The sequence below is a fragment of the Polaribacter sp. Z022 genome (genome assembly GCF_023555495.1).
Lineage (GTDB): Bacteria > Bacteroidota > Bacteroidia > Flavobacteriales > Flavobacteriaceae > Polaribacter.
The window spans coordinates 103,594-117,541 of record NZ_JALCZO010000008.1 but is presented as its reverse complement, the minus strand read 5'-3'; the positions used below and the strand labels follow the sequence as shown (position 1 = coordinate 117,541).

The window sequence follows — 13,948 nt, the reverse complement described above, 5'->3', positions numbered from 1 at the left end:
GCGAGTCTTAAGAAAGACTCGCTTTTTTTTATATCAAACGTACCAATAGTTTGATGAAACAATTAACTAAATTTTTATATTGTAAAGTTCTTTGAGTAAGTTCTATTATCAGAACTAACAAATACTTTGTATTCTCCTTTTTTGTTTTCAGATAATTTGTAAGTTCTTTTTAAAAGATCATCACCTTTAACATTATCAGAAAGTATAGCTTCACCATTATAATAGATAACTACATTTAATGGTTTATTATTAAAAGCAAGTTTAGAAACATAAATTAAGTTTTCTTTAGCTCTAATTACTGGCTTAAAAAGTTTTGTATTACTGTTGTTTAAAAAAGTAACCAAACCATTTTTTACATAAAACTCTTTAATAATTATTTCGAAGTCTTTATTTAATTCTGCAGTATAAACACCATTTTCTAAAGCAGAAAAATCAAAAGTTCTAGAAAAATTACCAGAAGTTGTAATTTCTTGAGTATATACCTTTAAACCATTTTCATTTTTAATAGTTAAAGACTGTCCTTTTCTTACATTTTTAAATTCTACTTTTACTGTTTTCTTAGCTTTATTATCTGTAGAATTTGTATCGTTGTTAGCGTAACTAATTAATGTTCCAAACATTAATGCTACTAATAAAATTGATTTCATATTTGTTTTCATTGTGTTGTCATTTTAATGATTAATAACACTGCAAATTTATGGCAGAAGTTTGTGCCCGAAAACATCAGAATTGGTAAATTTATATGCTAAATTATCAATAAAGTAGGTGTAAATATGTACATTAGGTAAAATAGTATATAATTTTGTTAATTTTATATATTTTATTAGAATTAAGTGTTGTAATTTTGAATTAAAATAGAGAATATGAAAAATGTTAAACCAACTTTAGAGAAAATTAGTCCAGATTTTGGAAGTTCTATCTTGGTGAAAAAACATACTGAGTTTTTAAAACAAATAAAAGCTTTTTGGCATTTCCATCCAGAAATAGAATTAGTTTATGTAAATAAAGGAAAAGGAAAAAGACATATTGGTAATCATTTATCTTACTTTAATAATAGTCAATTATTATTAATAGGATCTAATTTACCACATAATGGATTTACAGATAGGTTAACTACAAATGGTTCTGAAACATTAATACAATTTAAACCAGAATTTTTAGGAGAATCTTTTTTTGAAACTCCAGAAATGAAACCTATTAGTATTTTATTTGAAAAAGCAAAAAAAGGAATTCTATTTGGTGTAAAGACAAAACAAAAGTTAGGACCTAAAATTGAAAAGATATCTGAGAAAAAAGGATTCAAACAAATTTTAATTTTGTTAGAAATTTTACACACATTGTCTAAATCTGATGATTATACAATATTAAATGCAGATGGTTTTGCTTTTGAAACACAACCACAAGATAGTAGTAAAATAGATATTATATTTAAACATATCAATCAGCATTTTAATGAGCATATAAGTTTAGATGAAATTGCAGGTTTGGTTAGTATGACAGTTCCTGCATTTTGTAGGTTCTTTAAAAAGACAACAGGAAAAACATTTACAAAATTAGTAAATGAGTATAGAGTTGTACATGCCACAAAATTATTATCAGAAAGTCAAACAAGTATTACAGATATATGTTTTGAATGTGGTTTTAATAATTTTTCTCACTTTAATAAATTATTTAAAGAGTTTACAGGTAAGTCTGCCTCTAAGTATAGAAGCGAAATGAAAAACTTAGTACAGTAATATTACTTTACACCATTCCATTCATTATAAAATTGTTCTAAAAAAAGGTTCATATAATTATGTCTTTCTAGAGCAATTTTTTTTGCAGTAGCAGTATTCATTTTATCTTTTAAAAGTAAAAGTTTTTCATAAAAATGATTTATTGTTGGTGCAGAAGAGTTTTTGTACTCTTCTTTAGTCATGTTTAAGTTTGGTTTAATTTCAGGGTTGTATAAGGCTCTGTTTTTAAATCCCCCATAATTAAAACACCTAGCAATACCAATTGCACCAATAGCATCTAATCTATCAGCATCTTGTACAACATCTAATTCTTTTGAAGTAAATTTTTCTCCATTTATTTCTAAAGAATTTTTAAAAGAAATATGTTTTATAATGTTAATAACGTGGGTAATAATGTCTGTATCTACCTTTTGTTCTTCTAAAAATTTGGCTGCCAATTTAGGACCAATAGTTTCATTTCCATTATAAAATTTAGGGTCTGCAATGTCGTGTAACAAAGCGCCTAAAGAAACTACAAAAGCATCTACATCTTCCTCTTTTGCAATTAAAAGAGTATTTTTATAAACCCTTTCAATATGAAACCAATCATGCCCACCTTCAGCATTTTTTAATTCTTTTTTTACAAATAAAATGGTGTTTTCAATAATTTTAGATTGTTCCATTCTTATTTTCTAGAAGCAAGTTCTTCTTTTAATTTTTTTATCTCTTTCATAAAAATAACTTGCATAGGCACAAAAAATAAAGGCAAATAAGAACTAAAAGAAATACCTTCTGTAAACGATTTGTATATAGCAATTACAAAAAGTAAAGCAACTACAATACCATGGGCTATTGCTTTAGTTTTGGTAGCTTTTAATTTTTTTAAAAGTAATTCTTTAGGGTAATTTGAGTATTGAGAAGCCATTGTTAAAAATTTTAATAAAAATAAAAAATCCATTCAAAATAGAATGGATTTATAAGTTCTTTCTTTAGAAAGTTATAGGTTTAGCAAAACTCATCATAAGCTTGAGCCAAATTCTGAGCAATCATTTGCGCAGATCTACCTTCAATATGATGACGCTCTAACATATGCACTAAATTACCATCTTTAAATAAAGCAATTGCTGGAGAAGATGGAGGAAAAGGAATCATAAACTCACGAGCCTTTTGTGTAGATTCTTTTTCTACACCTGCAAAAACAGTAGTTAAATTTGTAGGTGTTTTATCTGCACCTAAAGATGCAATAGCACCTGGTCTTGCAGTACCTGCTGCACAACCACAAACAGAGTTTACCATAACTAAAGTTGTTCCTTCTTTAGACATTGCGTTTTCAACATCTTCACTTGTATATAATGCTTCAAAACCTGCGTTAATTAACTCATCACGCATTGGTTTTACTAATTCTTCTGGATACATAATTTCAAATAATTTAAGTTGCAAATATAAGTATAAATCAACTGTAATTCAACATGTAATTCAATGCTTGTTTCAATAGCCACATCAATAAAATCGATATACATTATTTGGGCATGCCCATTTTTAAAGAAAAATTTCGTTTCACTGCATTTTCTTTAAAAATCGTCAGGCTTTCAGCACTCGCTTTTTTTTTCATTCTTCAAAAAAGAGCTCAAACAAATGCTTCAATCCTTCATGCAAAATCAATAAATTTAAAAAAATTAAGATTTCTCTAACTATGAAACTTTGTAACTTTGCTCGTTTAAAAAAATATATATGGGAAATTTTACCAAGTGGTTAGGTGCTGGTTTAGGTTTTAGTCTTGGAGGTCCAATAGGAGCAGCAATTGGTTTTGCAATTGGTAGTTTTGTAGATGGTTTTTCAGATGAAGATTTAAAAGAAGAAAGTAGAGAATATCAAAAACGAGTTAAAAATTCTAGAGGTCATGTAAATACACAATCTGGAGATTTTGAAATGAGTTTACTTGTTTTAGCATCTATAGTTATAAAATCTGATGGAAAAGTAGATCAAAGAGAGTTAGATTATGTTAGAACTCAATTTGTAAGCATGTATGGTAAAGAAAGAGCAAATCATGCCTTTCAACTATTTAGTGGTATTATTAAAAGCAAAGTTTCTGCAAGACAAGTTTGTATACAAATTAGACAAAATATGTCTCATGCATCACGTTTACAATTAATTCATTTCTTATTTGGTATTGCAAAAGCAGATGAATTTGTAGTAGATGCAGAAGTAGAAGATATTAGAAAAATTGCAGGATATTTATATATAAATCAAAGAGATTTCGAGTCTATAAAAGCAATGTTTTATGATGCATCAGAAAATGCATATAAAATTTTAGAAATTAATAAATCTGCCACAGATTCAGAAGTTAAAAAAGCCTACAGAAAAATGGTTAAAAAATACCATCCAGATAAATTACAAGGCTTAGGAGAAGAGCATTTAAAAGGTGCAAATGAAAAATTTCAAAGCATTCAAGCTGCGTATGAAAAAATAAAAAATGAAAGAGGGTTATAAACCCTCTTTTTTTTTGCTTCTAAAAGCCTACATTTTCAAGAAAATCAGTATTTTCGCAATCTTATTAGAAACGACAGAAAATGAAAGCTAAATTTCCTGAATATAAAGGACTTGACTTACCAAAAGTTGCAGAAGAAATTCTTAATTATTGGCAAGAAAACAACATATTTGAAAAGAGTGTAACCTCAAGAGAAAATGCAGAGCCTTTTGTGTTTTTTGAAGGACCTCCTTCTGCAAACGGACTTCCTGGAGTTCACCATGTTTTAGCAAGAGCTATTAAAGATATTTTTCCTCGTTATAAAACAATGAAAGGTTACCAAGTTAAGCGTAAAGCTGGTTGGGATACTCATGGTTTGCCAATAGAATTAGGTGTTGAGAAAGAATTAGGAATTACCAAAGAAGATATTGGTAAAAAGATTTCTGTAGAAGATTATAACGCTGCTTGTAGAAAAGCTGTAATGCGTTATACAGATATTTGGAACGATTTAACCCAGAAAATGGGTTATTGGGTAGATATGGATGATCCATATATTACTTACGAACCAAAATATATGGAGTCTGTTTGGTGGCTTTTAAAACAGATTTATAATAAAGAATTAATTTACAAAGGGTATACAATACAACCTTATTCGCCAAAGGCAGGTACAGGTTTAAGTTCTCACGAGTTAAATCAACCAGGAACTTACCAAGATGTAACAGATACAACTGTAGTTGCTCAATTTAAAGCAATAGAAAATACATTACCAGATTTTTTACAAAACGAAGGAACAGTATATTTTATAGCTTGGACAACTACTCCTTGGACATTGCCAAGTAATACAGCATTAACTGTTGGACCAAAAATTGATTATGTTTTAGTAGAAACTTTTAATCAATATACTTTTGAACCTATAAAAGTTGTTTTAGCTAAAAATTTAGTAGGAAAGCAATTTGCTGGAAAAAACAATGTACAGGTAGAAACTTCAGAAGAATTAAGTTCTTATAATGCAGGTGATAAAAAGATTCCTTATCACGTTATAAAAGAGTTTGTTGGTAAAGATTTAGTAGGTATTAAATACGAACAACTATTAGATTACTGTTTACCAAATGACAATCCTCAAGATGCTTTTAGAGTAATTTCTGGAGATTTTGTTACTACAGAAGATGGAACAGGTATTGTACATACAGCACCAACTTTTGGGGCAGATGATGCTTTGGTTGCAAAACAAGCAACACCAGAAGTGCCACCAATGTTGGTAAAAGATGAAAACGATAATTTAGTTCCTTTAGTAGATTTACAAGGTAAATTTAGACCAGAAATGGGTGAGTTTGCAGGTAAATACGTAAAGAACGAATATTATGAAGATGGTGAAGCTCCAGACAGATCTATAGATGTTGAGTTAGCTATTAAATTAAAAACAGAAAATAAAGCCTTTAAGGTAGAAAAATACAAACACAGTTATCCAAATTGTTGGAGAACAGATAAACCAATATTATACTATCCATTAGATTCTTGGTTTATTAAAATAACTGATGTTAAAGACAGAATGCATTCTTTAAACAAAACCATAAACTGGAAACCAGAATCTACAGGTACTGGTCGTTTTGGAAACTGGTTAGCAAATGCAAACGATTGGAATTTATCACGTTCTCGTTATTGGGGAATTCCATTACCAATTTGGAGAACAGAAGATGGTAAAGAAGAAATTTGTATTGGTTCTGTAGAAGAATTAAAGCAAGAAATGGCAAAAGCTGTAGAAGCTGGAGTTTTAGCAGAAGATATTTTTGCAGATTTTGAAGTTGGTAACAACTCTGAAAATAATTATGCAAAGTTAGACTTACATAAAAATATTGTAGATCAAATTACTTTAGTTTCAGCTTCAGGGCAACCAATGAAACGTGAAAGCGATTTAATTGATGTTTGGTTCGATTCTGGTTCTATGCCTTATGCACAATGGCATTATCCGTTTGAAAATAAAAACAAAATTGATGGAAACGAATCTTTTCCTGCAGATTTTATTGCAGAAGGAGTAGATCAAACACGTGGTTGGTTTTATACGTTACATGCAATTGCAACAATGGTATTTGACTCTGTTGCCTATAAAAATGTAGTTTCTAATGGTTTAGTGTTAGATAAAAACGGACATAAAATGTCTAAGCGTTTAGGTAATGCTACAGATCCGTTTACAACATTATCAACTTATGGGGCAGATGCAACTCGTTGGTACATGATTTCTAATGCAAATCCTTGGGACAATTTAAAATTTGATTTAGATGGAATTGAAGAAGTAAAACGTAAGTTTTTTGGAACTTTATACAATACGTATTCATTTTTCTCTTTGTATACAAACTTAGATGGTTTTACTTATAAGGAAGCAGATGTAGCTTTAGAAGAAAGACCTGAGTTAGACAGATGGATTTTATCAGAATTACATACTTTAATTCATAAAGTAGATAAATTCTATGCAGAATATGAACCTACAAGAGCTGCAAGAGCCATATCAGATTTTACACAAGATTATGTAAGTAACTGGTTTGTACGTTTAAGTAGAAGACGTTTTTGGAAAGGAGATTATCAAACAGATAAAATTTCTGCATACCAAACGTTATACACTTGTATGGAAACTATTGCAAAGTTAAGTGCACCAATTGCTCCGTTTTTTATGGATAAATTGTACCAAGACTTAAACTCTGTAACAGGTAAAGAAACGTCAGAAAGTATTCACTTATCAGATTTCCCAAAATACGATGCTAGTTTTGTAGATAAAAGCTTAGAACGTAAAATGGAAAATGCACAAACAATATCTTCTTTAGTGTTATCACTTAGAGCTAAAGAAAAAATAAAAGTGCGCCAACCATTACAAAAAATTATGATTCCTGTTGATAATGAGCAACAAAAGGAAGAGATTTTAGCGGTTGCAGATTTAATTAAAAATGAAGTTAATATTAAAGAAATTCAAATTTTAGATGATGCTTCAGATATTTTAATCAAACAAATAAAACCTAATTTTAAAACATTAGGACCAAAGTTTGGAAAAGATATGCGTTTTATAGCAGCAGCAGTAAAAGAGTTTAACCAAGAAGATATTAACAAAATTGAAAAAGTTGGCAACATTATTCTTGAAATTAATGGAAAAAATATTACTTTAGAACTCACAGATGTAGAGATATCATCTAAAGATATAGAAGGATGGTTAGTTGCTAATGAAGGAGCGTTAACAGTTGCTTTAGATGTTACAATAACTGAAGAATTACGTAAAGAAGGAGTTGCCAGAGAATTGGTAAACAGAATTCAGAATGCACGTAAAGACACAGGTTTAGAAGTAACAGACAGAATAAAGTTAACGGTTTTAAATTTTGAAAACTTACAGAAATCTATTACTGATAATAAAGACTACATCATGAGTGAAACATTAACCAATGAATTGGTTTTTGTTGATGAGTTAGAAAATGGTACAGAAATTGAGTTTGATACCATTAAAAGTAAAATATTAATCGAAAAAATGTAAGATTTATGTCAGACGTAAAATTAAAATATTCAGAAGAAGACTTACAAGAGTTTAAAGAAATTATTCTTAAGAAAAAAGCAAGAGCAGAAGAAGATTTAGCTTATTTAAAATCTGCTTATAAAAACGATGCTAATAATGGTACTGAAGATACATCACATTCATTTAAATCTTTTGATGAAGGTTCTGAAGTAATGAACAAAGAAGCAAACGTACAATTAGCTATAAGACAAGAAAAGTTTATTAGAGACTTAAATAATGCGTTGTTAAGAATTGAAAACGGTACTTATGGTGTTTGTAGAGTATTAGGTAAACTTATTCAAAAAGAACGTTTAAGACTTGTACCTCATGCTACTTTAAGTATTGAAGCAAAACGCAAACAATAATTTTATAATATTTTAAATTAAAAGCTTCTGTAAAGAAGCTTTTTTTGTTTAATGAAAAAAAGTTTTATCCTTTTATTTTGTTTATTTTCTACTGTGATTTTATCGCAAAAGAAAGCGCTAAAAAAAATTGAAACACTTGCTAACGATATAAATATTTATACAGAAGGTTTAGATAATATAATTTTAGAAAATTCAAATTCAGATTTTGTAGAGGTTTATTTGTATGCAGAAAGTTATGATGAACAATTAATTTTAATAGAAAATAAACCAAAAGAATTAGATATAAAATTTCATTTTGAAGGAACTGAAACAAGAGAAATTATTTTTAGAAAATTTATTACTAAGAGATTACAAAGAGCAACAGCTATAGTAAAAGTGCCAAAAAATAAAAAACTATTTATATTTGGAGAAACTATAGATATAGAATCTGAAAATATTAAAAATGAGTTGGCAATATATATAGAAAACGGAATTGTAAAACTAAATACATTAAACGCAAATACTACATTACAACTCTATTCTGGTAACGTTTATGCAGAGGTTAATAATGCAAAAATTAATTTAACTTCTAATAAAGGTAAAATTAATATAGATAACGTTTTACACAAAAAGTCTTTTAAAAATTATAAGATAAATTTTGATAAAGAGCTTACAATTTCTACTATAACTGCTAATATTTTCTTAACAAACCAATAAACACAATAATATTGTTATTTTTGTGCGCACAAATTATTTGAAAATGTCAAAAAAGTATCTTGCAATTCTTACCATTTTAATAGCAATTATTTTAGATCAGGTTATTAAAATTTATGTAAAAACTCATTTTATCTTAGGAGAAGAAGTTGTAGTTTTTGATTGGTTTAAAATTCATTTTGTAGAGAATAATGGAATGGCAATGGGCTTTGAGTTTGGTGGAAAAATAGGGAAACTATTTTTAACTTTTTTTAGGTTATTTGCAGTGCCAGTAATGATTTTTTGGATGTTTAAAAATATTAAAAAGAAAAATCATAATGGAGTAATTGTGGCTATTGCACTTATAATTTCTGGAGCAATTGGTAATATTTTAGATTCTATTTTTTATGGAATTATTTTTGACAACTCTAATCATAAAGTAGCTACACTTTTTTCAGAGAATCCTTATGGAGAAATCTTTCAAGGAAAAGTAGTTGATATGTTTTACTTTCCATTTATAGAAAATGCTATTTTACCAGAATGGATTCCTTTTGTTGGTGGTAATGAGTTTACTTTCTTTCAATACATTTTTAATCCTGCAGATGCTTTTATAAGTGTTGGTGTAGCTTTGCTTTTTATTTATAGCAATTATGCTTTTCCAAAGGAAGATAAAGTATAATCTACCTCTTTTTTTAAACCAGTATTTTTACTTAAGTATAACGTCTTGATTTTGTAATTGGGGTTTATTACTCTGAATTTTAAGTGTTTATAGTTTTAGTTTTGAAGTGTTATTAACTAAAACTTATTATAATGGCAGTAAAAATTCACAAAGAAGATGTGTTATCGCACATAAATGGACCTGAAACTTTAGCAGGTCAAGTAGCAACAACAAATGCTTGTATTTCATTATTAGGAGCTCTAAAAGTATGTGCAGATGTACAAGGAGATGCAGTAAAAGTAACCGTTTATTTAATGGGAATAGAAATTGGAAGTGGAACGCTTAGTTTATCTCATCCTTCTATAACAATTGGAGGTGGAGCAGCAGGTTTTAAAGCAGAGGTAAAACTTACTTTAAAAACAGACCCAATTGCATTAGAAATTTGCGGAAAAGTATGTGCTCCATTTGTTGGATGTAAATCTGGTTGTACAACCTTACATTTATAAGAATTTACTTTTTAGATTTAAATCTGTTATAATTTATTATAACAGATTTTTTGGTTTATTTTAGTAAATATAAATTAAACTCTTGTTTATGCGTTCAATAAAATACATTGTTGTTTTTATATTAAGTTTTTTTATGGCTAAATTTTGGTTTAATAATAATGAAACAAACCATAAAAAAGAAGAAATAAAAGTAGTTGTAAACTCGGTTAAAAATCTAAGTAAACTTGTTGTTTCTAAAGGAACATTTTCTGAAGTATATAATTATTCAGATTCAAAAAAATATTTTTACGATTATTTATCTTTTGATAAAAAAGCAATTATTACAATAAATGCTAATGTAGAGGTTGGTTATGATTTATCTAAATTAGAAATTCAAATAGACTCTATAGGAAAAAGAATTGTTATAAATAAAATACCAAATCAAGAAATAACAATTTCTCCAGATATAAAATATTTCGATTTGCAACAAAGTCAGTTTAATAGTTTTTCTAAAGAAGAATTGAATAAAATCAATCAAAAAAGTATTGAAAAAATTAAAGAAACTATTGAGATTTCAACGTTAAAAGAAAAAGCAAAAACAAGGTTGTTTGAAGAATTGTCTAAGATTTATCAACTATCTACTATTTATAATTGGCAAGTTGTAAATAATACAAATTATAGTTTTCATAAAGATTTTATAAAAGTAAAACCTTAGGTTAAAAAAAAGGCTATTAAAATATTTTAATAGCCTTTTTTTATTATCAGATTAAATTAAAATCCAGACCCTGGTTCTTCAGGACTTTGAGCCTGAGCTTTTTGTGGATTTAATATTAAGTAAGTACCTAATGCTGTTAAAGCAGCGTACTTACCATATTTTCCTATTTTTTTAATTGCTTGTTTACGAGTAATTTCTTGAGCAATATCTTGAGAGTTTTTGTTATCTTTTTTCATGATGTCTTGTCTTGTCTTTAAAATTATCGTTATTATTCTAAAATTATTTTCTTATTCAACTTTCCAGTTTCTGATTGTAACTGAACAATATAAACCCCTTTAACTAATTTAGGTAGTGTAATTTCTGAAACCCTTTTTGATGCGAAACTTTTGTTAAATACTTGTTTTCCTAAGATGTTAAACAATTTAATTGAAGCATTTTTACTTTGTAAACCAGCAATTTTTAAAGTTGTATTGTCTGTTTTGTAAATGCTTACATTTTCAAATAATAAATTAGAATCAATACTTAATGCACTACTTCTAGTATGAATATAGAACCTCCCAATTCCATTCTCTGTATTAGATAAAGTAATATTATAAGTACTATTTACTTCATCTAATTGTTTAAAAGTGTTTGTTAATTTATCTTCTAGATATACTTTTAATCCTTTAGAAAAGTTAGATGCTTCTAAAGAAAAAGTAATTTCTTTACCAGATTCAGCAAACACACCAACAGGAACTACCATGTTTTCAAAATTATTGTTAGGTAAAGCTTGTATTGCAAAATCAATACCTTGACTATCATTTACTAAATGAGTAAATACCTTTAAATTAGTTGATGTTCCTGTAAATGTTCCTATATCAGAACCAACATCTAAACCTGTAGTTTTGTTTTTAATATATCTTAATTTGGTTAAAGAATTATTTGTTCCATCATTAATTTTTAGAATTATTTCTGGATAACTAGTACTACTTTTCAGAAAGATATTACCTGTTTGGTGAGTTTGCATTGCTTCTGTAAAACTTGCTGAGGTTCCTCCACCATCAGGAGCATGTACAAAGAAACCTTGACCAGGAGCAATATAAAAAGCAGCATCGTCAACAGATTTTTCTTCATAAGCAGAACCATTCCATAGATACAAACCTGCTCTAGAAGGATCTAAGTTGCCTGCATCAATATTTACTTTTAAAAAGTTGTTAGTTGCGTCAGCAGCATTACTTCCATTTAAAGCGGCTATGTATGGGTTTGCTATTAAATTCCATCTATTACCATTAGGACTGTCACCACCATCAGTAATAGGAAAAGATAAATCAGTTGTATTTAAAGTACCAGTAAAATCTAAAGTACCTGCACCATCTCTTTTTACAGAATATCCTTTAGCATCAATAAAATTACCAGCACTTGTTATTGAAGATGTAGTGTAATAGCTCCAGCGTGAAGCAGATACAGTAGTGTTATCATAAATAGCCACAGATTTTTGATTAGATCCATTGGTTAATAATGAAGCAGAAAAAGCATTGATACTTTGTCCACTTACAGGTGCACCAATTAAATGCCAATTGGTATTGGTAAGATTTCTTTTATAAGTAACATTACCAGTTGCAGTTCCTTTTACAATTAAAGAACCAGTGGTTGTAGCATCAGAATTTATAGTAAGTATTCCAGTTTGTGTAAGGTTTCCATTTACAGTTAAAGAGTTTCCAGTTTCAATATTTAGACTCCCAGATATATTTAAATTATTAATTATAACAGAACTGATGTCTAAATCAGGACTGTTGCTAGTAACAACATTATCAGTACTTATAGGTATTCTATTTAATGACCAACGAGTTGGATCGGACCAAGAACCACCAGCAGATAAATATGTATTAGTTTGATTTACTTCTGTTGTAAAACTTAGTGCTGTTGTACTAGAAATACCAATATAATCTTTATTACCAGCATCTTTAAAAGCTGTGTTGTCTATTAAAACATAGTATTCTGTATTTAAATCTAAATCTGAAGAAGGATTTATGGTTGCTTGAGTAGAAGAAGTTGTAACCATACCAGAAGTAACTGCTATAGTTTCTACAGTACTATCATCAGAAGTTTTTTTAATGGTGATATTACCAGATGTTCCTTTGCTAATGTTTTCATTAAAAGTTAAGATTATATTAGAACTGATAACAATATTAGAATCATTATCTGAAGGAGAGCTAGAAGACAATGTTGGTGCAACTGCATTAGAAATTACAGTAGTTGTGTTATTTGTATCTGAATCTGCACCATCATTTATAACAACTGTAAAAGTAGTGGTTTCTGATGTAGCACTTCTATTGTCTGTTGGATTAAAAATTAAAGCTCTTAATGCTGTTTGCATTGCAGAAGCAGACCTACTTGTAATAGTATATGGCCCTGAACCAGAAGAAGCACCTGTAATTACACCTTTAGCATTATTATCTAAAGTAATAGTAGCTGTTAAATTATCTCCATCTGTGTCTGTTGTTGTTATTGAAGAAAAAGGAGAGATTGTTGCGTTGTCATTTACAACTTGTCCAGAGACTGTACCTGTAATAGCTGGAGCTGTGTTTGCAGAAAACACCACAACACCAGCTTCTGGTATAGATACATTATCAACTGTAGTATACTCAGAATTAGAAGCTGTTCTAGCGCATACTCTTATAGTTATTGTATTAGCTCCTGGAGCAATACCACTTATAGACACAGTGCCTGCACCTGTGTTTCCAGGTTCTCCTGTTGCAAAATCTATTGTATGACTTCCTCCTCCAGTATAACTTCCATATTGTTTAGGAACCTGTGTCCAAGCACCAGCATCAATTTTATATTCTACATCTGCATAATCTGTACTATCATGACCTCCCCAAGTCATATCAACAGAAAGACTCACTGAACCCGCTACTGCAGAAATGTCAAGAACTGGTGATTCCCAACAAATTTCATTATTAGGGTCTTGAAAGTATAGTACACCAGATCCGTTTGTTTTAACATAATCATCTGAATAAAAAGTGGTAAAATTTCCATTAATAGTCCAATTTACACCTGTAAAATCTTGACTAGCACAAGTAGCAGAAGTTCCGTCCGAACATACTCCTCCAAGAATTCCTTTTTCAGGTATAGAAAATGTCTCACTATATTGACCATAAACTTTGTTTCCTATATTAAAAAAAAGGAAAAGTAATAATAAACATAACTTAACAAGATTCTTCTTATCAGTATTTTTTTTTGTATTTTTTTTCATAATTAATGGTTTTAGCTTAAAAAACAAATCTATTTTTAATTCTTAACTATTTGATAGGGGTTTATACGTGTTTTTTAATAAATATTAATTTAATAGGTAAAACTCTG

General features: G+C 28.8%; 14 protein-coding genes. 8 read left to right on the top strand and 6 right to left on the bottom strand.

What is annotated here, in order from left to right; all coding sequences use genetic code 11:
* Positions 1-74: 74 nt before the first annotated feature.
* Positions 75-659 (bottom strand): T9SS type A sorting domain-containing protein, encoded by a 585-nt coding sequence (locus tag MPF13_RS15120; protein WP_249983603.1) that lies wholly within the window; start codon positions 657-659, stop codon positions 75-77.
* Positions 660-863: 204 nt separating this feature from the next.
* Between MPF13_RS15120 and MPF13_RS15115 the strand changes: the two genes are divergently transcribed.
* Positions 864-1,736 (top strand): AraC family transcriptional regulator, encoded by an 873-nt coding sequence (locus tag MPF13_RS15115; protein ID WP_249983602.1) that lies wholly within the window; start codon positions 864-866, stop codon positions 1,734-1,736.
* Positions 1,737-1,738: 2 nt separating this feature from the next.
* On the opposite strand, the gene MPF13_RS15110 is transcribed toward MPF13_RS15115, so the two are convergent.
* From MPF13_RS15110 to MPF13_RS15100, 3 genes are all read right to left on the bottom strand, one after another.
* Positions 1,739-2,398: an HD domain-containing protein gene (locus tag MPF13_RS15110; protein ID WP_249983601.1), complete on the bottom strand. Its 660-nt coding sequence runs from the start codon at positions 2,396-2,398 to the stop codon at positions 1,739-1,741.
* A 2-nt stretch (positions 2,399-2,400) separates the two neighbouring features.
* Positions 2,401-2,640, bottom strand: a complete 240-nt coding sequence (locus MPF13_RS15105; protein WP_249983600.1) for a hypothetical protein — start codon at positions 2,638-2,640, stop codon at positions 2,401-2,403.
* Positions 2,641-2,720: 80 nt separating this feature from the next.
* Positions 2,721-3,131 (bottom strand): BrxA/BrxB family bacilliredoxin, encoded by a 411-nt coding sequence (locus MPF13_RS15100; RefSeq protein WP_249983599.1) that lies wholly within the window; start codon positions 3,129-3,131, stop codon positions 2,721-2,723.
* Between the two features lie 315 nt (positions 3,132-3,446).
* Here MPF13_RS15100 and MPF13_RS15095 point away from each other — a divergent pair, with 315 nt between their 5' ends.
* From MPF13_RS15095 to MPF13_RS15065, 7 genes are all read left to right on the top strand, one after another.
* Positions 3,447-4,205, top strand: a complete 759-nt coding sequence (locus MPF13_RS15095) for a TerB family tellurite resistance protein (RefSeq protein WP_249983598.1) — start codon at positions 3,447-3,449, stop codon at positions 4,203-4,205.
* An 80-nt stretch (positions 4,206-4,285) separates the two neighbouring features.
* Positions 4,286-7,693, top strand: a complete 3,408-nt coding sequence (ileS, locus tag MPF13_RS15090; protein WP_249983597.1) for an isoleucine--tRNA ligase — start codon at positions 4,286-4,288, stop codon at positions 7,691-7,693.
* A 5-nt stretch (positions 7,694-7,698) separates the two neighbouring features.
* Complete coding sequence (locus MPF13_RS15085; protein ID WP_249983596.1) at positions 7,699-8,076, top strand: TraR/DksA family transcriptional regulator; 378 nt, start codon at positions 7,699-7,701, stop codon at positions 8,074-8,076.
* Positions 8,077-8,127: 51 nt separating this feature from the next.
* On the top strand, positions 8,128-8,772 hold the full coding sequence (locus MPF13_RS15080) for a hypothetical protein (protein ID WP_249983595.1): 645 nt from the start codon (positions 8,128-8,130) through the stop codon (positions 8,770-8,772).
* Positions 8,773-8,815: 43 nt separating this feature from the next.
* Positions 8,816-9,427 (top strand): lipoprotein signal peptidase, encoded by a 612-nt coding sequence (locus tag MPF13_RS15075; RefSeq protein ID WP_249983594.1) that lies wholly within the window; start codon positions 8,816-8,818, stop codon positions 9,425-9,427.
* A 131-nt stretch (positions 9,428-9,558) separates the two neighbouring features.
* Entirely contained in the window at positions 9,559-9,912 is a 354-nt protein-coding gene (locus MPF13_RS15070) for a hypothetical protein (RefSeq protein WP_249983593.1), read from the top strand.
* Between the two features lie 88 nt (positions 9,913-10,000).
* A complete protein-coding gene (locus MPF13_RS15065; protein WP_249983592.1) occupies positions 10,001-10,606 on the top strand; it encodes a DUF4230 domain-containing protein in 606 nt (201 codons plus the stop codon).
* A gap of 56 nt (positions 10,607-10,662) precedes the next feature.
* Here the strand turns inward: MPF13_RS15065 and MPF13_RS15060 are convergent, their stop codons facing one another.
* Together MPF13_RS15060 and MPF13_RS15055 are read right to left on the bottom strand one after the other, a co-directional pair.
* A complete protein-coding gene (locus MPF13_RS15060; RefSeq protein ID WP_249983591.1) occupies positions 10,663-10,842 on the bottom strand; it encodes a hypothetical protein in 180 nt (59 codons plus the stop codon).
* Between the two features lie 32 nt (positions 10,843-10,874).
* Positions 10,875-13,841 (bottom strand): Ig-like domain-containing protein, encoded by a 2,967-nt coding sequence (locus MPF13_RS15055; RefSeq protein ID WP_249983590.1) that lies wholly within the window; start codon positions 13,839-13,841, stop codon positions 10,875-10,877.
* Positions 13,842-13,948: the final 107 nt, after the last annotated feature.

What these genes read in the sequence shown, in the direction of transcription:
- MPF13_RS15060 (WP_249983591.1), bottom strand. Translation starts at nt 10,842, where the DNA reads ATGAAAAAAGATAACAAAAACTCTCAAGATATTGCTCAAGAAATTACT.
- MPF13_RS15110 (WP_249983601.1), bottom strand. Translation starts at nt 2,398, where the DNA reads ATGGAACAATCTAAAATTATTGAAAACACCATTTTATTTGTAAAAAAA.
- MPF13_RS15115 (WP_249983602.1), top strand. Translation starts at nt 864, where the DNA reads ATGAAAAATGTTAAACCAACTTTAGAGAAAATTAGTCCAGATTTTGGA.
- MPF13_RS15085 (WP_249983596.1), top strand. Translation starts at nt 7,699, where the DNA reads ATGTCAGACGTAAAATTAAAATATTCAGAAGAAGACTTACAAGAGTTT.
- MPF13_RS15065 (WP_249983592.1), top strand. Translation starts at nt 10,001, where the DNA reads ATGCGTTCAATAAAATACATTGTTGTTTTTATATTAAGTTTTTTTATG.
- MPF13_RS15120 (WP_249983603.1), bottom strand. Translation starts at nt 659, where the DNA reads ATGAAAACAAATATGAAATCAATTTTATTAGTAGCATTAATGTTTGGA.
- MPF13_RS15105 (WP_249983600.1), bottom strand. Translation starts at nt 2,640, where the DNA reads ATGGCTTCTCAATACTCAAATTACCCTAAAGAATTACTTTTAAAAAAA.
- ileS (WP_249983597.1), top strand. Translation starts at nt 4,286, where the DNA reads ATGAAAGCTAAATTTCCTGAATATAAAGGACTTGACTTACCAAAAGTT.
- MPF13_RS15055 (WP_249983590.1), bottom strand. Translation starts at nt 13,841, where the DNA reads ATGAAAAAAAATACAAAAAAAAATACTGATAAGAAGAATCTTGTTAAG.
- MPF13_RS15075 (WP_249983594.1), top strand. Translation starts at nt 8,816, where the DNA reads ATGTCAAAAAAGTATCTTGCAATTCTTACCATTTTAATAGCAATTATT.
- MPF13_RS15070 (WP_249983593.1), top strand. Translation starts at nt 9,559, where the DNA reads ATGGCAGTAAAAATTCACAAAGAAGATGTGTTATCGCACATAAATGGA.
- MPF13_RS15095 (WP_249983598.1), top strand. Translation starts at nt 3,447, where the DNA reads ATGGGAAATTTTACCAAGTGGTTAGGTGCTGGTTTAGGTTTTAGTCTT.
- MPF13_RS15100 (WP_249983599.1), bottom strand. Translation starts at nt 3,131, where the DNA reads ATGTATCCAGAAGAATTAGTAAAACCAATGCGTGATGAGTTAATTAAC.
- MPF13_RS15080 (WP_249983595.1), top strand. Translation starts at nt 8,128, where the DNA reads ATGAAAAAAAGTTTTATCCTTTTATTTTGTTTATTTTCTACTGTGATT.